We start from the raw sequence: 24716 nt of genomic DNA on the forward strand, positions 1-24716 counted from the left end.
GCGACCCCGGATACGAACGCAGGTGTCCTCTCGGCCGCGCCGATGAGAACGGCCGCCCAGATGGTGATCGCCACCGGCGTCGCCGTCGTGGTCGCGGTCGCGAGTCTGGTCGCCATCGCGCGTGTGGAATGGCCCGCCTACAACTCGTCGAACCAGCTGCACGCGCTCACCACCGTCGGGCAGGTCGGCTGCCTGGTCGGCCTGTTCGCCGCCGGGCTGCTGTGGCGCCGCGGCCGGCACACCGTGGCCCGGCTCGCCGCGGTGGTGTTCCTAGCCGCGTTCTCGGTGGTGACCTTGGCCATGCCACTGGGCGCCACCAGGCTGTACCTGTTCGGCATCAGCGTCGACCAGCAGTTCCGCACCGAGTATCTGACCCGCTTCGCCGACCAGGCGGCACTGAACGACATGACCTACATCGGGCTGCCGCCGTTTTACCCGCCCGGCTGGTTCTGGCTCGGCGGCCGGCTGGCGGCGCTGACCGGGACGCCGGCGTGGGAGATGTTCAAACCCTGGTCGATCATCTCGATCACCGTCGCGATCGTGCTCGCGCTGGTGCTGTGGGCGGCGATGGTGCGGTTCGAGTACGCGCTCGTCGTCTCCACCGCGACGGCCGCGGCGGCACTGGCCTATTCACCGGCCGAGCCCTACGCCGCGATCGTCGCGGTGCTGCTGCCACCGGTGTTCGTGCTGGCCTGGTCCGGTCTGAGAGGCCGGACACGCAACGGGGGTTGGGCCGCCGTCGTCGGAACCGGAATCTTCCTGGGCGTGACCGGGCTGTTCTACACGCTGCTGCTGGCCTACGCGGCGTTCACGCTGACGGTGATGGCGGTGCTGTTGGCCGTCACTCGCCGGCACTGGGATCCGCTGCTGCGACTGCTCGTGATCGCGGTGATCTCCGGTCTGATCGCGCTCATCGGCTGGGGCCCCTACCTTCTGGCGGCCGCCCGCGGCACCCCGGCCGAGACCGGCACCGCGCAGCACTACCTGCCCAAGGACGGCGCCGAGCTGTCCTTCCCGATGCTGCAGTTCACCCTGCTGGGTGCGCTGTGCCTGCTCGGCACGGTGTGGCTGGTGATCCGCGCGCGGACCTCGACTCGGGCTGGCGATGAGCGCTTGCGCGAAGAGCAGATAGCAGGTGCGCTGGCCATCGCCGTGCTGACCGTCTACGCCTGGTCTCTGCTGTCGATGCTGACCACCCTGCTGGGCACCACGCTGCTGTCGTTCCGGCTGCAGCCGGCACTGACGATCCTGCTGGCCGCCGCCGGGGCGTTCGGGTTCCTGGAGATGACCCGCGCCGCGGCGGCCCGGGTCCGGCCGGGCAACGCGTCCAGGGTGGTGGCCGTCGCCACCGCCGTCGGCGCCCTCGGCGCGGTGACATTCAGCCAGGACATCCCCGACGTGCTGCGCCCTGACATCGTCGTCGCCTACACCGACACCGACGGCTACGGCGAGCGTGCCGATCGCCGTCCGCCCGGCGCCGAGCAGTACTACCGGGAGGTCGACGCCCGCATCCTGGAGGTGACCGGCAGGCCCCGCAACGAGACCGTGGTGCTGACCGCCGACTACAGCTTCCTGTCCTACTACCCCTACTACGGCTTCCAGGCGTTGACGTCGCACTACGCCAACCCGCTGGCGCAGTTCGACCAGCGCGCCGGCGCGATCGAGGGCTGGAGGATGCTGACCGACGCCGACCAGTTCGTCGACGCGCTCGACAGCATGCCGTGGGAACCGCCGTCGGTGTTTCTGATGCGCCGCGGCGCCAACGACACCTACACGCTGCGGCTGGCCGAGGACGTCTACCCCAACCAGCCGAACGTGCGGCGCTATCACGTCGCCCTCGACGACGCGCTGTTCGACGATCCGCGCTTCGACGTGTCCACCGTCGGGCCGTTTGTGCTGGCCATCCGCAAGCCCTCTACGATCTAGCCCCGTGGTGCCACAGCCAGTTCGGTCGGCAGAGCCGACGCAGCAGGCGCCGGTACGTAACCACCGCACCGCGCGCCTCGTTGCGATCGTGGCGGGCCTGCTGGGCACGCTGCTTGCCGTCGCCACCCCGCTGCTTCCGGTCAACCAGACCATCGCGCAGCTGAACTGGCCGCAGAACGGCGTGCTGCAGAGTGTCAACGCCCCACTGATCGGCTACGTCGCCACCGACCTGGAGATCACCGTCCCGTGCAGCGCCGCGGCGAGGCTGGACCGACCCGGCCGCAACGTGCTGCTGTCCACGGTTCCCAAGCAGGCGCCCAACGCCGTCGACCGCGGTCTGCTCATCGAGCGCGTCAACAACGACCTCCTCGTCATCGTCCGCAACACGCCCGTGGTCAGCGCACCGCTGGACCAGGTACTGCGCCCGGACTGTCAGGAGCTGCGTTTCACCGCACACGCCGACAAGGTCACCGGGGAGTTCGTCGGCCTGCAGGCCGAACCCGACCCGGGCGCCCCAGCCGAGCCCGCCGAGCCACTGCGCGGCGAGCGCGGCGGCTACGACTTCCGTCCGCAGATCGTCGGCGTGTTCACCGACCTGTCCGGTCCCGCCCCGCCCGGCCTGCAGTTCTCCGCGACCGTCGACACCCGCTACAGCACCTCACCGACGCTGCTGAAGCTGCTCGCGATGATCATCGGGGTGGCGATGACCGTGGTGTCCCTGGGCGCGTTGCACGTGCTCGACAGCGCCGACGGCCGCAGGCACAAGCGGTTCCTGCCGCCGCGCTGGTGGTCGATGTCCCCGCTGGACGGGTTGGTCGCGGCCGTGTTGGTGTGGTGGCATTTCGTCGGCGCCAACACCGCCGACGACGGCTACATCCTGACGATGGCCCGCGTCTCAGAGGACGCCGGCTACATGGCCAACTACTACCGGTGGTTCGGCACCCCCGAGGCGCCGTTCGGCTGGTACTACGACCTGCTCGCGCTGTGGGCGCATGTGTCCACCGCCAGCGTGTGGATGCGGTTGCCGACCCTGCTGATCGCGCTGGCGTGCTGGTGGGTGATCAGCCGTGAGGTCATCCCCCGACTCGGTTCGGCGGCCAAGCACAGCCGCGCCGCCGCGTGGACGGCCGCAGGCCTGTTCCTGGCGTTCTGGCTGCCGCTGAACAACGGCCTGCGCCCGGAGCCGATCATCGCGCTCGGGATTCTGCTGACCTGGTGCTCGGTCGAGCGGGGCGTGGCGACCAGCCGACTGCTGCCGGTGGCCGTCGCGATCATCATCGGCGCGCTGACCCTGTTCTCCGGCCCCACCGGCATCGCCGCGGTCGGCGCGCTTCTGGTCGCCATCGGTCCGCTGAAAACCATTGTGGCCGCGCATGTCTCGCGCTTCGGCTACTGGGCGCTGCTGGCCCCGATCGCGGCGGCCGGCTCGGTCACGATCTTCTTGATCTTCCGTGACCAGACCCTGGCCTCCGAACTTCAGGCCAGCAGCTTCAAGTCGGCTGTCGGCCCGAGCCTGGCCTGGTTCGACGAGCACATCCGCTACTCGCGGTTGTTCACCACCAGCCCCGACGGCTCGGTGGCGCGCCGCTTCGCGGTGCTCACGCTGCTGCTGGCGCTGGTGGTCGCCGTCGCGATGACGTTGCGCAAGGGCCGGATCCCGGGCACCGCGGCCGGGCCGAGCCGTCGCATCATCGGCATCACCGTGATCTCGTTCCTGGCCATGATGTTCACTCCCACCAAGTGGACCCACCACTTCGGAGTCTTCGCCGGGCTGGCCGGTTCGCTCGGAGCGCTGGCCGCGGTGGCGATCTCGGCCGCCGCGATGCGCTCGCCGCGCAACCGCGCGATCTTCACCGCCGCGGTGCTGTTCCTGACCGCACTGTCGTTCGCGACCGTCAACGGCTGGTGGTACGTCTCCAACTTCGGGGCGCCCTGGTCGAATGCGTTCCCGGAGTGGAAGTTCGGCTTCACCACGATTCTGCTGGGGCTGTCCGTGCTGGCACTGCTGGTCGCTGCCTGGCTGCACTTCTCGGGTCGCGACGTGCCACCTTCCGGCGCAACCCCGCCGCGCTGGAAGCGAATCGCCCAGGCGCCGTTGGCGATCGCCACCTGGGCGCTGGTCACCTTCGAGGTGATCTCTCTGACGGTGGCGATGCTGGGCCAGTACCCGGCGTGGACCGTGGGCCGATCCAACCTGCAGGCGCTGACAGGCAAGACCTGCGGCATGGCCGAGGACGTCCTGGTCGAAGAGGACGTCAACACCGGTTTGCTCGCGCCCATCGGCGTCCCGGTCGGCGACGCACTCGGCGAGGTGACCTCGGAGGGCTTCAGCCCCAACGGTGTTCCGTCCGACCTGTCCGCCGACCCGGTCATGGAACAGCCCGGGGCGACCAACTTCGCCGACACCGACAACACCAGCGGCGACACCGGCAGCGAAGCCGGCACCGAGGGCGGCACCACCGCCGCCGCAGGCGTCAACGGCTCGCGCGCCCGGCTGCCGTTCGGTCTCGACCCCGCCCGCACCCCGGTGCTCGGCAGCTGGCGCAGCGGCACGCAGCAGCCTGCGTTCCTGCGCTCGGCCTGGTACCAGCTGCCGACCGGTTGGAGCGACCGGGACCGCTCCGACTCGCTGCTGGTGGTGGCCGCCGCGGGACGCTTTGACTCCGGCGAGGTCGTGGTGCAGTGGGCCGGCCCGGACGGCGAGCCCGGTGGCAGCATCGAGTTCGGCGACGTCGGGGCCGCCCCGGCTTGGCGCAACCTGCGCGCGCCACTGTCGGCGATCCCGGCCGAGGCCACCCAGATCCGGTTGGTGGCCAGTGACGACGACCTCAGCCCCGAGCACTGGATCGCGATCACCCCCCCGCGTATCCCGGAGCTGCGCACGCTGCAGGACGTGGTCGGCTCAAGCGACCCGGTGATGCTCGACTGGCTGGTGGGCCTGGCGTTCCCGTGCCAGCGCCCGTTCGGGCACCGCAACGGCGTCATCGAGGTCCCGAAGTGGCGGATCCTGCCCGACCGGTTCGGCGCCGAGGCCAACTCGCCGGTGATGGACTACCTCGGGGGCGGCCCGCTAGGCATCATCGAGCTGCTGGTGCGCCCGGTGACGGTCCCGACCTATCTGAAGTACGACTGGTTCCGCGACTGGGGCGCGCTGCAGCGACTGCTGCCTTTCTACCCGGACGCCGAGCCGGCCCGGCTTGACCTCGGGACCGCCGAGCGCAGCGGGCTGTGGAGCCCGGCGCCGCTGCGTTTGAGCTGACGACTCGGCCGCCCCCCGGGCACGCCGACGTTCCGTGCACAAGAACTTCGCTACCATCGAGCCTCGTGCCTGCCCTGTCCGCCCGCGTCGTCGCCGTTCTTACGGGGCTTCTCGGAATGCTCCTGTGCGGGCTCACTCCGCTGCTGCCGGTGCAGCAGTCCACGGCGACGATCCTGTGGCCGCAGGCCGTCGACGCGGACGGCTTCGTCCGCGACGTCACCGCGCCCCTGGTGTCCGGCGCGCCGCGCGCACTGGAGGTCACCATCCCGTGCGCGGCGGTCGCGACCCTGCCCGAGGACGACGGCGTGGTGTTCTCCACGAACCCCGCCGGCGGCATCGACGCCGGCCGCAACGGGCTGTTCGTGCGCGCCAATCCCGACGTCGTCTACGTCGCCTTCCGCGACACCGTCGCCGCGGTCGCCCCGCGTGAGGCGGTGGACTCCGGCGCCTGCAGCGAGCTGCGCATCTGGGCGGACGTGGGTGCCGTCGGCGCCGATTTCGTCGGGATCCCGGGTGCGACGGGCACCCTGGCGCCGGACAAGCGACCCCAGGTCTCCGGCGTGTTCACCGACCTGGAAACGGGCCCGGATTCCGGCATCCGTGCCCGCATCGACGTCGACACCCGCTTCATCAGCACCCCGACGACTCTCAAGCTCGCCGTGATGGTGCTCGGGGTGCTGTGCGTGATCGCGTCGATCGTCGCGCTCGCGGTGCTGGACCGGACGTCGGGCCGGCGGATCCCGCGCGGGCTCGGCCGGCGCCACCGCGCCGGGCTGTGGACCTGGCTCACCGACGCGGCCGTGATCGGCAGCCTGCTGATCTGGCACGTCGTGGGCGCACTGTCCTCCGATGACGGCTACAACACCACCATCGCCCGGGTGTCCGGGGAGGCCGGCTACATCACCAACTACTACCGGTACTTCGGCGCCTCGGAAGCCCCGTTCGACTGGTACCAGAGCGTGCTGGCCCAGCTGGCGTCGATCAGCACCGCCGGCGTGTGGTTACGGCTGCCGGCCACCGCCGCGGCGATCGGCACCTGGCTGATCGTCAGCCGCTGCGTGCTGCCGCGGCTCGGCCACCGGCTGGCCGCCAATCGGGTGGCGGTGCTCACCGCCGGCGCGGTGTTCCTGGCCGCGTGGCTGCCGTTCAACAACGGGTTGCGTCCCGAGCCGCTGATCGCGTTCGGCGTGGTCGCGATCTGGATGCTGACCGAGACGACGCTGGCGACGCGCCGGCTGTGGCCCTACGCGCTGGCGATCGTGGTCGCGGTGTTCTCGGTGACACTGGCCCCGCAGGGCCTGGTCGCGCTCGCGCCGCTGCTGGTCGGGGCCCGCGGGGTCACGCGCATCGTCGCCGCCCGACGCCCGGTCGACGGTCTGGCGGCCCAGCTGGCGCCGCTGGCCGGCGCTGCGTCGCTGATCTTCGTCGTCGTGTTCCGGGATCAGACCCTGGCCACCGTCGCCGAATCGGTGCGCATCAAGTACGTCGTCGGTCCCACACTGCCCTGGTACCAGGAGTTTCTGCGCTACTACTTCCTCACCGTCGAGGAGAGCGTCGACGGGTCGCTGACGCGCCGCTTCTCGGTACTGATCCTGCTGCTGTGCGTGGTCGGCCTGTTCGTGGTGCTGCTGCGGCGCGGCAGCCTGCCCGGCGCGGTCAACGCCCCGGTGTGGCGGCTGACCGGCACCACCGCGATCGGCCTACTGCTGCTGACGCTGACGCCGACGAAGTGGGCGGTGCAGTTCGGTGTGTTCGCCGGTCTGGCCGGCGCGCTCGGCGCGGTCACCGCGTTCGCGTTGGCCCGGGTCGGCCTGCACAGCCGCCGCAATCTGGCGCTGTACGTGACCGCGCTGCTGTTCGTGCTGGCATGGGCGACCTCGGGGATCAACGGCTGGTTCTATGTCGGCAACTACGGGGTGCCGTGGTTCGACAAGCAGCCGGTGATCGTCGGCTACCCGGTGACGACGATCTTTCTGGTGCTGGCCATCGCCGGCGGACTGCTGGCGGCCTGGCTGCACTTCCGGATCGACTACGCCGGGCACACCCAGGTCGCCGACACCGGCCGCAACCGGGCGCTGGCGTCGTCGCCGCTGCTGGTGGTCGCGGTGATCATGGTGATCCTCGAATTGGGCTCGATGGTCAAGGCCACCGTGGGCCGCTATCCCGTCTACACCACCGGAGCGGCCAACATCTCGGCGTTGCGGTCGGGCCTGAGCGACGCCTCCTGCGCCATGGCAGACGACGTCCTGGTCGAGGCCGACACGAACGCGGGCATGCTCGAGCCGGTGCCGGGCCAGCGGTTCGGCGAGTACGGCCCGCTCGGCGGCGAGGACCCGGTGGCCTTCACCCCCAACGGCGTCAGCGACACTCTCGAGCCGGCCGAACCGGTCGCGGCCAACCCCGGCACGGTCAACTCGGACGGTCCCGTCGACAAACCCAACATCGGGGTGGGCTACGCGGCCGGCACCGGAGGCGGCTACGGGCCCGAGGGCGTCAACAGATCCCGGGTGTTCCTGCCGTTCGGGCTCGACCCGGCCACCACCCCGGTCATGGGCAGTTTCGCCGAGCCCGGCTCAGATCAGGCCGGGGTGGCGGCGAAGGCCACCTCGGCGTGGTACCAGCTGCCGCCCCGTACGCCGGACCGGCCGCTGGTGAGCGTCGCCGCGGCGGGCGCGATCTGGTACTACAACGAGGACGGCTCGTTCAACTACGGGCAGTCGCTGAAGCTCCAGTGGGGCGTGCACCGGCCCGACGGCTCCTACCAGGAGCTCGGCGAGGTGCAGCCGATCGACATCTTCGTCCAGAAGGCGTGGCGCAACCTGCGGTTCCCGCTGGAGTGGGCGCCGCCGGAGGCCAACGTGGCCCGCATCGTCGCCGACGACCCGAACCTGTCCGAGGACCAGTGGTTCGCGTTCACCCCGCCGCGGGTGCCGGTGCTGCAGACCGCGCAGGAGTTCCTGGGCCGCGACACCCCGGTGCTGATGGACATCGCCACCGCAGCGCACTTCCCGTGCCAGCGGCCGTTCGCCGAACGCCTCGGGGTCGCCGAACTGCCCGAGTACCGGATCATGCCCAACTTCAAGCAGATCATCGTGTCGTCCAACCAGTGGCAGGCCGCGCAGGACGGCGGTCCGTTCCTGTTCATCCAGGCGCTGCTGCGCACCGAAGCCATTCCGACCTACCTGCGTGGGGACTGGTATCGGGACTGGGGTTCGCTGGAGCGCTACCTGCGGGTGGTGCCGTCCGACGAGGCGCCCGACGCCGTGATCGAGGAGGGGTCGACGCGAGTGTTCGGCTGGAACCGTGGCGGACCGATCAGGGCGCTCCCGTGAGAGCGCCTGCGAACGAACCGAAGATGAAGAACGATGTGAGGATCGCCCGCTGGGTCGCGACGATCGCCGGGCTGCTCGGCTTCGTGCTGGCCGTCTCGATCCCGCTGCTGCCGGTCACCCAGACCACCGCGACGCTGAACTGGCCACAGCAGGGGCAGCTCAGTAACGTCACCGCGCCGCTGATCTCGCAGGCGCCGGTCAGCCTGACCGCGACCGTGCCGTGCGACGTCATCCGCGACATGCCCGCCGACGGCGGTCTGGTGTTCGGCACCGCGCCCGCCGAGGGCCGCGACGCGGCGCTGAACGCGATGCTGGTCAGCGTCAGTGAGTCGCGGGTCGACGTGATCGTGCGCAACGTCGTGGTCGCCAGCGTGGACCGGGACCGGGTGACGGGATCGCCGGGCTGCTCGACGATCGAGATCACCTCGAACCTGGACGGCACCTACGCCGACTTCGTCGGGCTGACCCAGGTCTCCGGTGCCGACGCGGGCCAACCCCAGCGCACCGGCTACCCCGACCCCAACCTGCGTCCGGCGATCGTGGGCGTGTTCACCGACCTGACCGGTCCGGCGCCGCCCGGCCTGTCAGTCTCGGCCACCATCGACACCCGGTTCACCACGGAGCCGACCCCCGTGAAGCTCGCCGCGATCGTGCTGGCCATCGCCTGCACCGTGCTCGCGCTGCTGGCGCTGTGGCGGCTGGACCGGCTCGACGGGCGCCGCATGCACCGCCTCATCCCGACGCGCTGGCGCACCGTCACCGCCGTGGACGGCGTCGTCGTCGGCGGCTTCGCGATCTGGTACGTGATCGGCGCGAACTCGTCGGACGACGGCTACATCCTGCAGATGGCCCGCGTCGCCGAACACGCCGGCTACATGTCGAACTACTTCCGCTGGTTCGGCAGCCCGGAGGACCCGTTCGGCTGGTACTACAACCTGCTGGCGTTGATGACGCAGGTGAGCACCGCCAGCATCTGGATTCGGCTGCCGGACCTGATCTGCGCGCTGGTGTGCTGGCTGCTGCTGTCGCGTGAGGTGCTGCCGCGCCTGGGGCCGGCGGTGTCGAGCAGCCGGGCCGCGCTGTGGGCCGCCGGGCTGGTGCTGATGGCGGCCTGGATGCCGTTCAACAACGGCCTGCGCCCCGAGGGGCAGATCGCCACCGGCGCGCTGATCACCTATGTGCTGATCGAACGTGCCGTGACGTCAGGCCGGCTCACCCCGGCCGCGCTGGCCATCACCTCCGCCGCGTTCACCCTCGGCATCCAGCCCACCGGGCTGATCGCGGTGGCCGCGCTGGTCGCCGGCGGGCGCCCGATCCTGCGCATCCTGATGCGGCGCCGCCAGAGCGTCGGGCTGTGGCCGCTGCTGGCGCCGCTGCTGGCGGCCGGCACGGTGGTGCTGGCGGTGGTGTTCGCCGACCAGACACTGGCGACGGTGCTGGAAGCCACCAAGATCCGCACCGCGATCGGGCCGAGCCAGGAGTGGTACACCGAGAACCTGCGCTACTACTACCTGATCCTGCCGACCGTCGACGGCGCGATCGCGCGCCGGGTGGCCTTCCTGTTCACCGCACTGTGCCTGTTCACGTCCCTGTTCATCATGTTGCGCCGCAAGCGGGTTCCCGGTGTCGCGCGCGGACCGGCCTGGCGGTTGATGGGCGTCATCTTCGCCACCATCTTCTTCCTGATGTTCACCCCCACCAAGTGGATCCACCACTTCGGGTTGTTCGCCGCGGTGGGGGGCGCGATGGCCGCGCTGGCGACAGTGCTGGTGTCGCCGGTGGTACTGCGCTCGGCGCGCAACCGGATGGCGTTCCTGGCCGGTGTGCTGTTCATCCTGGCGCTGTGCTTCGCGTCCACCAACGGCTGGTGGTATGTGTCGAATTTCGGTGTGCCGTACAATACTTCGGTGCCGCAGCTGGGCGGGGTGACGGCCAGCACAGTGTTCTTCGTGCTGTTCGGCGTCGCGGCGCTGTGGGCGTTCTGGCTGCACGTCGGCAACAGGCAGGAGTCGCGGGTGATCGACGCGCTCACCGCGGCGCCGATCCCGATCGCCGCCGGCTTCATGGTGGTGTTCATGGTGGCCTCGCTGGCGACCGGCGTGGTACGGCAGTACCCGACCTATTCCAACGGCTGGGCCAACATCCGCGCGTTCGCCGGGGGTTGCGGACTGGCCGACGACGTGCTGGTCGAGCCGGACTCCAACGACGGCTTCCTGCAACCGATCCCGGGCCGATACGGCCCGCTGGGCCCGCTCGGCGGCACCGACCCGGCAGGCTTCTCCCCCAACGGTGTCCCGGACCGGATCATCGCCGAGGCGATCCGGCTGAACAACCCGCAGCCGGGCACCGACTACGACTGGAACCGGCCCATCGAGCTGTCCCGGCCCGGTGTCAACGGCTCCAGGGTGCCGCTGCCGTACGGTCTGGACCCGGCACGGGTTCCGGTCGCCGGCACGTATTCGACCGGGCCGCAACAGGAAAGCCGCCTCGCGTCGGCGTGGTATGCGCTTCCGCCGGCCGACGACGCGCACCCGCTGGTGGTGATCACCGCCGCCGGAACGATCTCGGGCACCAGCGTCGCGAACGCGTTCACCTCCGGTCAGACCGTCGACCTGGAATACGCCACCGCCGGGCCCGACGGGGTACCGGTGCCTGCCGGACGGGTCAGCCCGTACGACATCGGTCCGACCCCGTCGTGGCGCAATCTGCGCTACCCGCGGGCCCAGATCCCGGCCGACGCCGTCGCGGTCCGGGTCGTCGCCGAGGATCTGTCGCTGGGCCAGGGCGACTGGGTGGCGGTGACACCGCCGCGGGTGCCCGAGGTCCGCTCGGTGCAGGAGTACATCGGTTCCGAGCAACCGGTGCTGATGGACTGGGCGGTCGGGCTGGCGTTCCCGTGCCAGCAGCCGATGCTGCACGCCAACGGCGTCACCGAGATCCCCAAGTTCCGCATCTCGCCGGACTACTCCGCGAAGCTGCAGAGCACCGACACCTGGCAGGACGGCATCAACGGCGGTCTGCTCGGCATCACCGACCTGTTGCTGCGCGCGTCGGTGATGTCGACGTACCTGTCGAACGACTGGGGCCAGGACTGGGGTTCGCTGCGCCGGTTCGACACCATCGTCGACGCCGAGCCCGCCGCGATCGACCTGGGATCGTCCACGCACTCCGGATTGTGGTCGCCGGGACCGATGCGCTTCCAGCCCTGATCCCCGCCGAAATCGCATTCCACGCGGCGAAAGTCGCGAGAAGTCAACGTGGAATGCGATTTCGGCGGGGACGGTCAGCTGTCGTTGGCAGTCGGGTCGCTGTTCTCCTGCAGAATGTCGTCGTGGCAGTCCACCTGACTCTTGCCGGTCTGCTGCATGCACACCAGCACCGGGGTGTCTGGATTCGACTCTCCCGGACCGGCCACCGACGTCGCTGTGGGATGCGGGATCTCACCGGGATACAGCGACCAGAGCGGTGCCCCCGATGACGCCAGCCGGGCACAGTAGGCCGGCTCGCCGCCCTCGGTGACACCGGCGGCGCCGAGCGTCGCGCAGTCCGCCCCTACCACGATCACCGGCAGCGTGACACCCGACGGGGCGCTCCGCGGCGCGCCGGCCGACGTCGTGGGCCCGGCCTCGCCGCGGCCTTCCTGTCGCTCGTACTGGGCCAGGAACACCACCGCGGCAACCGCGAGCAGCACGAGCAGCAGCCCCGCACCGGCCAGCAGGTATCGCCGCCGTGAGTTCGGCGCCGCGCCGGGTCTGGCGTGGCGCGGTCCGGCCGTGGCCGCGGCGAGCATCGTCGCGTCCGGGTCGAGCGCCACCCCCGGGGGCGCCCGCCGCGCTGCGGCCGGCCAGCGCGCGGGCGAAGTCCACGCAGCGATCGAACCGGTCTGCCGGCGACTTGGCCAGCGCCTTGTCGAAAGCCGTTCCGAGGGATGACAATTCGGGACGGTGCACCGAGATCGGCGGAGGCTGCGCGGTCAGGTGCGCGCTGATGACGACCGCGGGGTTGGTGTGCCGGAACGGCGGCGTCCCGGTCAGCAGTTGATATGCGGTGGCCGCCAGCGCGTACTGGTCGGCGCGGCCGTCGATGCCGGTGTCGGCGGTCAGCTGCTCGGGCGCCGAATAGGCCACCGTGCCGACGGTCATGTTCGTTCCGGTGAGGTTGCTGGCCTCACCGACGCGGCGCGCGATCCCGAAATCGGCGAGCATGATGCGTTCCCGCTCCGTCTCCGGGTCGGCGATCAGGATGTTGGCCGGTTTCACGTCACGGTGCAGCAGGCCGCGCTGGTGCGCGTAGTCGAGCGCCTCCCCGACCGCGGTGACGATCCGGATGACCAGATCGGGTGGCATCCCGTCGGGATAGCGGTCGGCCAGCAGGGCGGCGGTGTCAGTCCCCTCCACGTGGTCCATCGAGATCCACAGCCGGCCGTCGAAGTCGCCGCGGTCGTGTACGGCCACGATATGCGGATGCCACAGCGTGGCCGCGATGTCGGCCTCGCGGTCAAACCGCTGCCGGTACTCGTCGTCGGTGCTCACCGATGCCGACAGCACCTTCAGCGCGTCGTGGCGCGGCAACCGCCGATGCCTGGCCAGATAAACCTCACCCATGCCGCCCGAACCCAACAGCCGCACGATCGTGTACCCCGAGATCAACTCGCCGTCGCTCAGCGGCATGCGCGGAATCCTATGTCCAATCGTGTGGCGGCGTCAGGAACGGTCACGGAAACGGGATCGGCGGCCGCGCATCCGGTCCACGAACCCGGCCAGCGTGTCGGGGTCGACGGTGGGGAGCGCGGTGGACTCCCGGATGATGGCCCGCAGGTCCACACCGTCGATGACCTTGTCGGCCAGCGCCACCACGTCGATCCGCGCGATGACCGCGTCGACGGTCTCGGCGGTGATCCGCTCCCGCACCATCTCGTCGAGGTCGAGTTCGTCGACCACCGCGGCGACGACCACCGACAGCACCGCGTGCGCCTCCTGCCGGCCCCGGGTGAACAGACCGCCCACCAGAGGCAACGCCTCACACGTCCGATACGCGGAGATCAGCAGGGATGGTGGCGCTGCAGTGTCGTCGTCCATGATCTCAGCGGGGGGCGCCGAGGTAGGGGAACTCCGGGAGCAGCTCGGTCGGCGCGCTCAGGCCGGTGAAGCCCTTCTGCCCGTTGGTCAGAAATCTCGACCGGTAGTCGGCGACGTCGTCGGTGAGCCTGCGCCCGTTCGGGTACCCGGGCGGGTCCGACGGCTTGTAGGTCAGCACGTCGGGCAGCGTCCCCTCGGCCTCGATCGCGCTGATCGCGTCGTCACGGCTGTAGCCGCCGGTGTCGGCCATCAACTCGATCAGATGGCCCATCCAGCGCGCCCGGTCCTGATTCGGCTCTCCCGCGCTGTACTCGGCGAGCTCGTCGTCGGCGGCGAAGAAGCCGCTCACCCACGGATGCGCGACCCGGTCGGCGTGCACCCAGCCGTCGTCCCCCAGCACGCTGCAGCGGGCCCAGATCCGCACATCGGGTTCGGCACCCAGATAGGCCGTCGGCAGTTCCACCGCCATCACGATCACATTGGTGTCGGCGAACCACGCGTCGCCGCGGACACCCGCGAAGAACGAGTAGGACCCCGACTGCCACATGTGTGGGGTCTCGTCGAACGACACCTCCACGTCGCCGAAGATCCGCGACCCGGCCGCCGCGTCCACTCGGGCGTCCGCCTGCAACGCCAGATACACGTCCACCCACTGACGTTGACCGGACGGGCCTGCGGAAGGCTCGCTGAAGACGAAGTTGAACGCGATGTCGTTGCGCAGGTCGCCGTCGTTGTCGATGGCGATGCGGTAGACGGCGCAGGGATGCATCGTGTCCGCGTCCGGGTTCGCGGTCAGGATCAGCGCGGTGCGCGAAGGATCCTTCGGCGACGGGAACACGAACAGATCGCACAGGTCCAGCCGGGCATCGCCGAGCGGCGCGCCCCTCCTGAGCCCGGTGAAGTCAGTCGACACGGCAATACTCCTCGCGCAAGCGCTCGTCGGTGCCTCCATCCAACAGCACCCGCCGGTCTAGATCGGCGTCAGGCCATGCTTGCGCTGCACACGGTTGATCTGCTTGTCACGCAGCAGATGCATGCACTTGCGCAGCAGCAGCCGCGTCTCGTGGGGCTCGATGACGCCGTCGATGAAGCCGCGCTCGGCCGCGATCCACGGCGTGGCCAGGCTGGTGTTGTAGCCCTCGATGAAATCGGCCCGGATCTTCTGCACCTCGGGTGCGGTCGGATCGGGGAATCGCTTGACCAGCAGCTGGGCCGCGCCCTCGGCGCCGATCACCGCGATGCGGGCGGTCGGCCAGGCGAAGTTGAAGTCCGAGGTCAGCTGCTTGGAGCCCATCACCGCGTACGCCCCGCCGTAGGACTTGCGGATCGTGATCGTGACCTTCGGGACATCGGCCTCCACCACCGCGTTCAGGAAGCGCCCGCCCCGCTTGATGATGCCGCCCTTCTCCTGCGCCACACCGGGCAGGAATCCTGGCGTGTCGACCACGAAGACCAGCGGGGTGTTGAACGAGTCGCAGAACCGCACGAACCGGGCCGCCTTGTCGGAGGCCTCGTTGTCGATGGCGCCCGACAGGTACATCGGCTGGTTGGCGATCACACCGACCGGGCGGCCGTCGACCCGCGCGAACGCGGTGATGATCGCCGGGCCCGCGTTCTCGCCCACCTGGAACACGTCGCCGTCGTCGAAGATCCGCAGCAGGATCTCCATCATGTCGTAGGCCTGGTTGTCGGCGTCCGGCACGATCGTGTCCAGCTCAAGATCGTGCGGGGTGACCTCCGGTTCCAGACCGGGGTTGACGATCGGCGCGTCGTCGAACGTGTTGGCCGGAAGGAAGCTCAGGTAGTCGCGGACGTACTGGAACGCCGCGGCCTCCGATTCGACGACCTGGTGGATGTTGCCGTACCGGGCCTGGGCGTCGGCGCCGCCGAGCTCGTCGAGGGTGACGTCCTCACCGGTGACGTCCTTGATGACGTCGGGGCCGGTGACGAACATGTAGCCCTGGTCGCGGACCGCGACGATCAGATCGGTCTGGATCGGCGAGTACACCGCACCGCCGGCGCACTTGCCGAAGATCAACGAGATTTCGGGCACCAGGCCGCGCAGCAGCTCGTGGCGGCGGCCCAGTTCGGCGTACCAGGCCAGCGACGTCGCGGTGTCCTGGATGCGGGCGCCGGCGGAGTCGTTGATGCCGATGATCGGGCAGCCGACCATGGCCACCCACTCCATCAGCCGGGCCACCTTGCGGCCGAACATCTCGCCGACCGAACCCTGGAACACCGTCTGGTCGTGGCTGAACACGCCGACCGGACGGCCGTTGATGGTGCCGTGGCCGGTGACCACGCCGTCGCCGTAGAGCGCCTCGGGATCGCCCGGCGTCTTGGCCAGCGCGCCGATCTCCAGGAAACTGCCGGGGTCGAGCAGCGCGTGGATCCGGGCCCGGGCGCTGGGGATGCCCTTCTTCTCCCGTTTGGCGACGGCCTTCTCGCCACCGGGTTCCTTGGCCAGCTCCAGCTTCTCGCGGAGTTCGGCCAGGAGTTCGGCGGTGGTTTTCGGGTGGTGGGTGGGAGAAACCTCGGTGGTCACTTGCTCTCGCTCTCAGCCTGAATAGCGTTGATCGCTTCACTCATGTGCGCGCCGACCTTTGCAATGTACGGCTCGTCGATCGCCTGGATATGCTCGCCTCCGATCGGCACGACCTCCAGGTCGGCGACGAATTCACCCCAGCCGCCGTCGGGTTGGCGGACCGCGTAGCGCGGCTCGAACATGATCGCGTCGTCGTGGTAGCGGTCGGCCATGTACAAGGTGACGTGGCCGTCGTAGTTCTCGATCACCGCGGTGTCGAGCGCCCGGTTGTCCAGGTAAGACGTGCGCTGGTGCTCGATGATGCCGCCGGGGATGTCGACGCCGCTCTCCTTGACCGCGTCCAGGACGAACTTCACCTGGCCCTCGTCGTCGAGCTCCTCGAGCTGCTCGTAGGGGATGGCCGGGATCTCGACGTTGAAGGTGCGCTGCGCAAAAAGCGCGTAGCGGTCCCAGCGGGCCCGGATCTCCTCCTTGGTCTGCGGCACCTCCTCGCCGGCGCGCACCGTGTCGATCAGCCCGACGAACCTCACGTCGGCTCCCTGGCTCTTCAGCCCGACCGCGCATGCGTAGGCCAGCGCCCCACCCAGCGACCAGCCGGCCAGGATGTAGGGGCCGTTGCCCTGGATCTCCATCAGCTTCGGCACGTACTCGCGGGCCCGCTCCTCGATGGAGCCCTCGACCCGCTCGATGCCGTACACCGGGGTGTCGGCCGGCAGCCGCTTCATCAGTGGCTCGTAGACGACGGTCGAACCGCCCGCCGGGTGGAACACGAACACCGGGACCCGGGTGGACCCTTCCGGCCGTGCCCGCAGGGTGCGGACGAACCCGTCGAGTTCACCGGAGTCCATCTCGTCGCGCACCGCGGTGGAGAGGTCCTGGATGGTGCGGGCCGAGGTGACCTGCTCGACGGTGATCGTGCCCTCGGCGCGCTCGGAGAGCCGCTGGGCGATCTTCTCGGCGACGTCGTCGGCGATCGACGGCAGCTCGTTGAAGATGCCGCCCGGCGACTTGCCGGTGACGATCGCCCAGGTGGCGAACGTGACCCGCTCGGCGGCGTCACGCGGCGGCACGTCGGCGCCGAGCGCCTCGGTGACGGCTTCCTGGGTGAGGACCTTGGCGGCCAGGCCTGCGGCGGAAGGTTTGTCGCCGGTAGCCGTTTCGCCCACGGGTCCCGACGGGTCGCTCGGTGGAGCCGGGATGGACGGACCCGAGGGGTCGGTCGGCGGAGCCGGCACCTGGGCCTCGACGGCGTCGGTGGCGATCGCCGCGGCGTTCACCTCGGCCGCGATGGGATGGCCCGCCTCGGCCAGCTTGGCCTCGAGCTCGGCAACCGTGGTCGCCCCGCCCATCAACTCGGCCTGGGCCGCGGCGATCTCCTCGGCGCTCTGCCCCTTCTGCGTCTCGGCGAGCTCCTCGACCTGATCGCGGTTCTCGACCGCGTACGCGATCAGCTTCTCGACCGCGTACAGGTTGGCGTCGCGGACCGCGGTCAACTGAATCGGCGGCAGGTCGAAGTCGTACTCGACGCGGTTCTTGATGCGCACCGCCATCAGCGAATCCAGCCCGAGCTCGATCAGCGGCACCTCCCACGGCAGGTCCTCGGGCTCGTAGCCCATCGCCGCACCGACGATGGTGCCGAGCCGCTCGCCGATGGTCTCCCCGGAATCCGGCGACCACTTCGCGAAGCCGGCGGCCAGGCCGGCACCGGCGGTGAGGTTGTCCTGCAGGATGGCTGCATCATCCTCGGGCTCCGGCTCTGCCGGTGCGGCAGAGGCGATCTCGGCGACGGTGCCCGCGCCGACGGCCGTCGGCAGCGCGGTCTGGGCGCCGCCGCGGGTCACGATGGCGTCGTAGACGAGAGTGAAGGATTCTTCGATTCGGGCGTGTACCTGCACGCTGGCTCCGCCGGGATGCCGGGTCAGCGTGGTGACCAGCCGCGACCCCTCACCCGGGACCGCGCGCTGCTCGGAGGCGGTCAACTTGGCATCCGGAAGGACTACTGCCGCAGCGGCTTTCACCAACGCGGCCAGATCGGTCTGACCCTTCGGCAAGTACTCCCACACGTGCCTGCCGTCCGGGGTGGCGACGTGGTTGCCCGGCATCACGGCCGAGCTGTCACCGGTGAAGTGCGCCTCCAGCCAGTGCGGCTTGCGCTTGAACCGCGTCGGCGGGATGTCGGCGTAGTCGACCGCCGGATCCACCGGCCGATCCGTCGGCAGCGGGAACAGCGTGCGCATGTCCAGGTCGTGGCCGTGCACGTACAGGTGCGCCATGGCCGTGGTCATCGAGTCGACCTCGTCCTGCTTGCGCGCCAGCGTCGGGATCAGTTGGGCGTCATGCAGTCCGGCGGTGGCAGTGGTCAACCCGACCTGCATCAGCGCGACCGGGTTGGGAGCCAACTCCAGGAACGTGGTGTGACCGTTGTCAACGGCGTTGCGGATGCCGTGCGTGAAGTACACGCTGTGCCGCAGGCCCTTCTTCCAGTAATCCACATCGTGGATCGGGTCCGAGCCCGCGCGGATCAGGTTGCCCTCGTGCACCGTCGAGTAGTACGGCACCTGCACCGGATGCGCTTGAATGCCTTGCAGTTCCGCGGCGAGCTCACCGAGCAGCGGATCCATCTGCGAGGTGTGGCTGGCGCCCTTGGTCTGGAACTTGCGTGCGAACTTGCCCTCGGATTCGGCGCGGGCGATGATCGCGTCGACCTGGTCGGGCGGGCCGCCGATCACCGTCTGGGTCGGTGCGGCGTACACGCAGACCTCGAGGTTCTTGAAGTCTGAAAAAACAGTCTCGATCTCCTCGGCCGAGTACTCCACCAGCGCCATCAGCCGGATGTACTCGCCGAACAGCATCGCCTCGCCCTCACCCATCAGGTGGGCGCGCGAGCAGATGGTGCGGGTCGCGTCCTCCAGCGACAGACCACCGGAGAAGTACGCCGCCGCTGCCTCGCCCAGCGACTGGCCGATCAGCGCGCCGGGTTTCGCGCCGTGCGCCTTGAGCAGCTCGCCGAGCGCGACCTGAATGCCGAAGATGACCAGCTGCACCTTCTCGATCGGGAGCTCGGTGGTCTCGTCGGTGTAATCGACCGCGTCGTCGAGGATGAGCTCGAGGATCGAGTGTCCGCGCTCGTCCTGGATCAGCGCGTCGACCTTGTTGATCCACTCGGCGAAGATCTCGTCGCGCAGGTACAGGCTCTTGGCCATCTTGCGATGCTGCGCACCGAAACCGGCGAGCACCCAGACCGGGCCGTTGGTGACCGGGCCGTCGGCGCTGATCACGATCGGGTTGGGCTTGCCCTCGGCGATCGAGCGCAGCCCCTTGACGGCCTCATCGTGGTCGTGGGCCAGCACCACCGCGCGGGACCGGCCGTGGTTGCGCCGCGACAGCGACCGGCCGATCGACTCCAGCGAAGCCGCGCGGCCCTCAGGACTGTCGATCCAGTCGGCGAGCTCGGCGGCGGTGGCCCGCTTGCGCGAGGTCAGGAATCCCGAGACGGCAATGGGCACAATCGGAGTCGTGGGGTTCTCGGCCTCGGCCGCGGCGAGTTCCTCGCGCGCGACCTCCAGCAGGCGCAGCGCCTCATCGGTCAGCCCCGGAAGCTCGGGCTCCTCATCGGCTACCCGGCCGTAGAACTCGTCGTCACCGCGGTCGTCGTCGTCTTCATCGAGGAATTCACCGTACTCGTCCATCCGGACCCCGCCGACGTACACGGCCTTCGCCTCGTCGGTGGCCGGGGTCACCACCGCGACATCGGGCTCCGGCGCGGGCTCCACCAGGTCGGTGGGCAGCACCTCGCGCACCACCAGGTGCGCGTTCGCGCCGCCGAATCCGAAGCCCGACACACCGGCGACGGCGTGGCCGCTGTAGCGGGGCCAGTCGGTGAGCGTGTCGGTGACCTTCAGATGTTCTTTGTCGAAGTCGATGTACGGGTTCGGGCCCGCGTAGTTGATCGACGGCGGGATCTTGTCGTGGTGCAGCGCCAGCGCGACCTTGGCCAGGCTGGCCGCACCGGCGGCGGACTCCAGGTGTCCCACATTGGATTTGACCGCACCGAGCAGTGCGGGCCGGTCGGCGGCGCGGCCACGACCGATCACCCGGCCCAGCGCGTCGGCCTCGATCGGGTCACCCAGGATGGTGCCCGTGCCATGGGCCTCGACGTAATCGACACTGCGCGGGTTGATGCCGGCGTCTTTGTAGGCCTTGCGCAGCACGGCTTCCTGGGCGTCCGGGTTGGGCGCCAGCAGACCGTTGGATCGGCCGTCGTGGTTGACCGCACCGCCGGCGATCACAGCCAGGATCTGGTCGCCGTCGCGGCGTGCGTCGGCGAGGCGCTTGAGCACCAGCATGCCGCCGCCCTCGGAACGGGCGTAACCGTCGGCGTCCTTGGAGAACGACTTGATGCGGCCGTCCGGGGCCAGAACGCCGCCGACTTCGTCGAAACCGACTGTGACGAGCGGGGTTACGAGCGCGTTGACGCCACCGGCGAGTACGACGTCGGCGTCACCGGCGCGCAGCGCCTTGACGCCCTCGTGCACCGCCACCAGGGACGACGAGCAGGCGGTGTCGATGGCCATCGACGGACCGCGGAAGTCGTAGAAGTACGACACCCGGTTGGCGATGATCGAGCTCGCGGTGCCGGTGATCGCGTACGGATGCGCGGTGGACGGGTCGGCGACACCGAGGAAGCTGTAGTCGTTGGTAGAGCTGCCGACGTAGACGCCGACATTCTGGCCGCGCAGGCTCGATGCCGGAATCCGGGCGTGCTCCAACGCTTCCCACGTCAGCTCCAGCGCCATGCGCTGCTGCGGGTCGATGTTGTCGGCTTCCATCTTCGACAGCGCGAAGAACTCGGCGTCGAAGCCCTTGATGTCCGACAGGTAGCCGCCGCGGGTGCGGGCCTTGGCGACGCGTTCGGCGATGCGCGGCTCGGACAGAAACTCCGACCAGCGGCCCTCGGGCAGGTCGGTGATCGCGTCCCGGCCCTCCAGCAGCGCGTCCCACATCTCGCCCGGGGTGTTCATGTCGCCCGGGAAGCGCGTTCCCACACCGACTATCGCGATATTGAGCCGGCCTTCGTCGCCGTCGCGCGACCAGTCCTCGGCGTCGAGCGCCTCGGTGTCCTCTTCCGGCTCACCCTCGATGATCACCGTCGCCAACGACTCGATGGTCGGATGCCGGAACGCCACCGTCGCGGTGAGCGTCACCCCGGTCAGATCCTCGATGTCGCTGGCCATTGCCACCGCGTCGCGCGACGACAGACCGAGCTCCACCAAAGGTGCGGATTCGTTGATCGAGTCCGGAGCCTGGCCGGTGGCGTTACCCACCCAGTTGCGCAGCCACTCACGCATCTCGGCGACCGTCATGTCCGGCCCGGACTTACCCGAATCTTCTTGTGCTTGCGCCATGTCTACTCAACCTCACGATTGCGTTGCGACCGGCACGGCCGCCGAAAATATTTGAGCGTCAGTCCGATTCGTCCGGGAACGCGTTGGCCACCTTGCCGCTGCGCAGGCTGCCGTCGAGGTAGGCAGACCGGCACGCGCGGCGGCCGATCTTGCCGCTCGAGGTGCGCGGGATGGCACCGGCCGGGGTCAGCAGCACGTCGCGCACGGTCACCCCGTGCCGGACGGCGATCGCGGCGCGGATGTCGTCGGCGATGGGTCCCATGTCGAGCTTGTGCGCCCCCGGAGCGCGCTCGCCGACGATCACCAGCTGTTCGGAGGTGTCGTCGGGATCGCGCTTGAGTCCGGCGTGCGTGTCCTCGAACACCTCGTCGGGCAGCTGGTTGGCCGGCACCGAGAACGCCGCGACGAAACCGGTCCGCAGCGCCTTGGTGGCCTCCTGCGCGGAGTACTCCAGGTCCTGCGGGTAGTGGTTGCGGCCGTCGATGATCACCAGGTCCTTGGTGCGGCCGGTGATGTACAGCTCACCGTCGTGGTAGGCACCGAGGTCACCGGTGCGCACCCAGGTGGCGTCGTCGGCCGCGCCCTCGGCGTGCGTCGGAGTGGTGCGCGACTTGAGCGTGTTCTGGAACGTCGCGACGCTCTCCTCGGGCTTGTTCCAGTAACCGGTGCCCATGTTCTGGCCGCTGATCCACACCTCGCCGATCTGGCCGTCGGGCAGCTCGGAGGCCGACTCCGCGTCCACGATCACGGCCCACTCGGCGACACCGATCTTTCCGGCGCCGGCCTGGGCGACCGCCTTCGGCGAATCGACGGGCACCTCGACGAAGCGGTGCCTGTTGAGCTCGTCGCGGTCGACATGGATGATCCGGGGCTCGGCGTGCATCGGGGTGGTCGACACGAACAGCGTGGCCTCGGCCAGGCCATAGGACGGCTTGATCGCCTCCGGCTTGAAGCCGAAGGGGCTGAACGCCTCGTTGAACCTGTGCACGGTCGCCGCCGAGATGGGCTCGCTGCCGTTGAGAATGCACTTGATGTTGGACAGGTCGAGCGGCTCGGCCTCCTCGTTGTCCTTGGGCACGCCGCGCGCGGCGGCGTGGTCGAAGGCGAAGTTGGGGGCCACCGAGATCGTGCCGCCGGTGTCTCCCGGCTTACGCGCCATCTCGCGGATCCATCGTCCGGGCCGGCGCACGAACGCCGCCGGGGTCATGAACGTGATGTTGTGGCCGAGCATCGGCGACAGCAGCACCGTGATCAGGCCCATGTCGTGGAAGAACGGCAACCACGAGACGCCGCGGTCACCCTCCTGGCCGTCGAGCGCCTCGATGACCTGCACGACGTTGGTGGCGAGGTTGAGATGGGTGATCTGCACACCGGTGGGGATGCGGGTGGAACCTGAGGTGTACTGCAGGTAGGCGATGGTGTCGTGCTGGACGTCGATCGGTTCCCAGGTGGCGCCGACCTCGGTGGGCACCGCGTCGACGGCGATCACGCGCGGGCGTTGGTTGGCCGGGCGGGTGCGGAAGAACTTGCGCACCCCTTCGGCGGCGGCCGTCGTGGTCAGGATCGCCGACGGGGTGCAGTCATCGAGGACGGCATGCAGGCGGCCGACGTGTCCGGGCTCGTTGGGGTCGAACAGCGGCACCGCGATGCGGCCGGAGTACAGGGTGCCGAAGAACGCCACCAGGTACTCCAGGTTCTGCGGGCACAGGATCGCGACACGGTCGCCGGGCTGGGTGACCTGCTGCAGCCGGGCGCCGACCGCGCGGTTGCGGGCACCGAAGTCGGCCCAGTTCAGGTCGCGGGCCACCCCGTCGCGTTCGGTGGAGAAGTCGAGGAAGCGGTAGGCCAGCTTGTCGCCACGCACCTTCGCCCATCGCTCGACGTGTTTGACCAGGCTCCCGCTGTCGGGGAATTTGATCAATCCGTCCTTGATGAACGGGTTGTGGAAGGCCATTCGTTACTCCAATCAAGCGGGCTCTCTGTCCCGAAAAACCCCGTGCATCCTACCGGGAAGGGGGCTGCCCACCCATCAGCCGCCAGCATCCGCTCTTAGATTTTCCTTAAACTCAGATAATGCTAGGCGACCTGCGTGGCCCTGGCCAAATTCGATGAGAATCGATCAGGTCACAGGTCAGCCATGTTTCGGCTGCGGGGCGTTGTTCACCAGATTCTGCGCCCAGTCCAGCGTCCATTCGGTCGCCGGCCGGCCGTCGAGGTTCCAGAACTGCGGGGTGGCGTACATCGCGTGCACCGGCTGTCCCGCGCCGCCGGAGAGCACCTCCAGCGTCTTGGGCAGCGCGGTGATGTTGAACGCCGATTCCGGGGCCGCGCAGATCAGGTCGCCGCGCGCGCAGATCTCGTTGGTCCGGTCGTTGAGCGCCCCGAAGCCGCCGGGGCGCGGGCCGCTCATCGTCAGCCCCAGAGCTGACAGCGTGGGCACCTCGTGCAGCGTGATCTCCGCGCCCTGGCCGGGCGGGTTGGGGCCGACGTCCTGGCCGACGCCGGGCTGGCGACGGCCGTCGGCGATCAGCGTCACCCCGAGCACCAGGTCCTGGTCCACCGGACCGCGGCCGTTGCCGATGTCGGAGGCGATGTCACCGGCGATGACGGCGCCCTGCGAGAACCCGACCAGCACGTAGCTGGTCAGCGGGCACCGGTTGTTCATGTCCGTCATCGCCTGGACCGCGGCGCGGGTGCCCTCGGCGCGGCTGTCGTTGTAGGACATCTGCCGGTCCGCCGACAGCGGATTGTGGAACTGCGCGGTGTAGGGGACGGTGAACACTTCGAGGCGGTCGCCACCGAACTGGCCCCGGATCGGGTTGGTCACGTTCAGCAGCAGCGCGGCCGGGAACTGCACGGGGTTGAACGGGTCGAGCTGTACCGACGACTCCCAGGTGCCCGGGATCGAGATGAGTTGCACGTCCGGGCAGCTGGCGTCCTGGAACTCCGGGCGCGGCTTCGACGTGGGCGGCGCCGCCGTCGGGGGCACCGCGGTCGGCGGAACCGCGGTGGGCGGTGTGTCCGGCCTGCGCAGCACCACGATCACGATCGCGATGATCAGCACCACGACGAGGCCCACCGCTGCGGCGGCGAACATCGCCAGCAGGCGGTGGCGTTTTCGCTGGTTGGTCGACCGGTTGGTCTTGGCCATGCGTCAGGTGCTCCTGTGGT

10 protein-coding genes and 1 pseudogene are annotated in these 24716 nt (G+C 69.5%); 4 read left to right on the top strand and 7 right to left on the bottom strand.

Translation table 11 applies throughout. The features are described from left to right. Positions 1 to 42 precede the first annotated feature (42 nt). The 4 genes from KXD97_RS05690 to KXD97_RS05705 all read left to right on the top strand — a co-directional run bounded on the left by KXD97_RS05690 (position 43) and on the right by KXD97_RS05705 (position 11726). On the top strand, positions 43 to 1926 hold the full coding sequence (locus KXD97_RS05690; protein WP_260755801.1) for a galactan 5-O-arabinofuranosyltransferase: 1884 nt from the start codon (positions 43 to 45) through the stop codon (positions 1924 to 1926). Positions 1927 to 1930: 4 nt separating this feature from the next. Next, positions 1931 to 5185, top strand: coding sequence for an arabinosyltransferase domain-containing protein (locus KXD97_RS05695; protein WP_260755802.1), 3255 nt, complete (start codon positions 1931 to 1933; stop codon positions 5183 to 5185). Between the two features lie 116 nt (positions 5186 to 5301). Further along, a complete protein-coding gene (locus KXD97_RS05700) occupies positions 5302 to 8517 on the top strand; it encodes an arabinosyltransferase domain-containing protein (RefSeq protein ID WP_260757850.1) in 3216 nt (1071 codons plus the stop codon). A 23-nt stretch (positions 8518 to 8540) separates the two neighbouring features. Further along, complete coding sequence (locus KXD97_RS05705) at positions 8541 to 11726, top strand: arabinosyltransferase domain-containing protein (protein ID WP_260755803.1); 3186 nt, start codon at positions 8541 to 8543, stop codon at positions 11724 to 11726. 74 nt (positions 11727 to 11800) lie between these two features. On the opposite strand, the pseudogene KXD97_RS33075 reads toward KXD97_RS05705, so the two are convergent. From KXD97_RS33075 to KXD97_RS05745, 7 genes and pseudogenes are all read right to left on the bottom strand, one after another. Beyond that, positions 11801 to 13187, bottom strand: a pseudogene (locus tag KXD97_RS33075) (serine/threonine-protein kinase). A gap of 33 nt (positions 13188 to 13220) precedes the next feature. After that, positions 13221 to 13595 (bottom strand): hypothetical protein, encoded by a 375-nt coding sequence (locus KXD97_RS05720; protein WP_260755805.1) that lies wholly within the window; start codon positions 13593 to 13595, stop codon positions 13221 to 13223. A gap of 4 nt (positions 13596 to 13599) precedes the next feature. Beyond that, positions 13600 to 14508 carry a DUF4331 domain-containing protein gene (locus tag KXD97_RS05725; RefSeq protein ID WP_260755806.1) on the bottom strand — a complete coding sequence of 303 codons (909 nt, stop codon included), beginning with the start codon at positions 14506 to 14508 and terminating at the stop codon, positions 13600 to 13602. A gap of 57 nt (positions 14509 to 14565) precedes the next feature. Further along, complete coding sequence (locus KXD97_RS05730) at positions 14566 to 16140, bottom strand: acyl-CoA carboxylase subunit beta (protein ID WP_260755807.1); 1575 nt, start codon at positions 16138 to 16140, stop codon at positions 14566 to 14568. Further along, positions 16137 to 21545, bottom strand: a complete 5409-nt coding sequence (pks13, locus tag KXD97_RS05735; protein WP_260755808.1) for a polyketide synthase Pks13 — start codon at positions 21543 to 21545, stop codon at positions 16137 to 16139. The genes KXD97_RS05730 and pks13 overlap by 4 nt, the downstream gene beginning before the upstream one ends. A gap of 58 nt (positions 21546 to 21603) precedes the next feature. Continuing rightward, positions 21604 to 23499, bottom strand: a complete 1896-nt coding sequence (gene fadD32, locus KXD97_RS05740; protein WP_260755809.1) for a long-chain-fatty-acid--AMP ligase FadD32 — start codon at positions 23497 to 23499, stop codon at positions 21604 to 21606. 177 nt (positions 23500 to 23676) lie between these two features. After that, positions 23677 to 24696, bottom strand: coding sequence for a cutinase family protein (locus tag KXD97_RS05745; protein ID WP_260755810.1), 1020 nt, complete (start codon positions 24694 to 24696; stop codon positions 23677 to 23679). Positions 24697 to 24716: the final 20 nt, after the last annotated feature.

Source organism: Mycobacterium sp. SMC-8 (assembly GCF_025263565.1).
In the GTDB taxonomy this organism is placed as follows: Bacteria; Actinomycetota; Actinomycetes; order Mycobacteriales; family Mycobacteriaceae; genus Mycobacterium.

Coding starts and splice junctions, on each gene's coding strand:
- KXD97_RS05700 (WP_260757850.1), top strand. CDS start 5,302: ATGCTCCTGTGCGGGCTCACTCCGCTGCTGCCGGTGCAGCAGTCCACG.
- pks13 (WP_260755808.1), bottom strand. CDS start 21,545: ATGGCGCAAGCACAAGAAGATTCGGGTAAGTCCGGGCCGGACATGACG.
- KXD97_RS05705 (WP_260755803.1), top strand. CDS start 8,541: ATGAAGAACGATGTGAGGATCGCCCGCTGGGTCGCGACGATCGCCGGG.
- KXD97_RS05690 (WP_260755801.1), top strand. CDS start 43: ATGAGAACGGCCGCCCAGATGGTGATCGCCACCGGCGTCGCCGTCGTG.
- fadD32 (WP_260755809.1), bottom strand. CDS start 23,499: ATGGCCTTCCACAACCCGTTCATCAAGGACGGATTGATCAAATTCCCC.
- KXD97_RS05745 (WP_260755810.1), bottom strand. CDS start 24,696: ATGGCCAAGACCAACCGGTCGACCAACCAGCGAAAACGCCACCGCCTG.
- KXD97_RS05720 (WP_260755805.1), bottom strand. CDS start 13,595: ATGGACGACGACACTGCAGCGCCACCATCCCTGCTGATCTCCGCGTAT.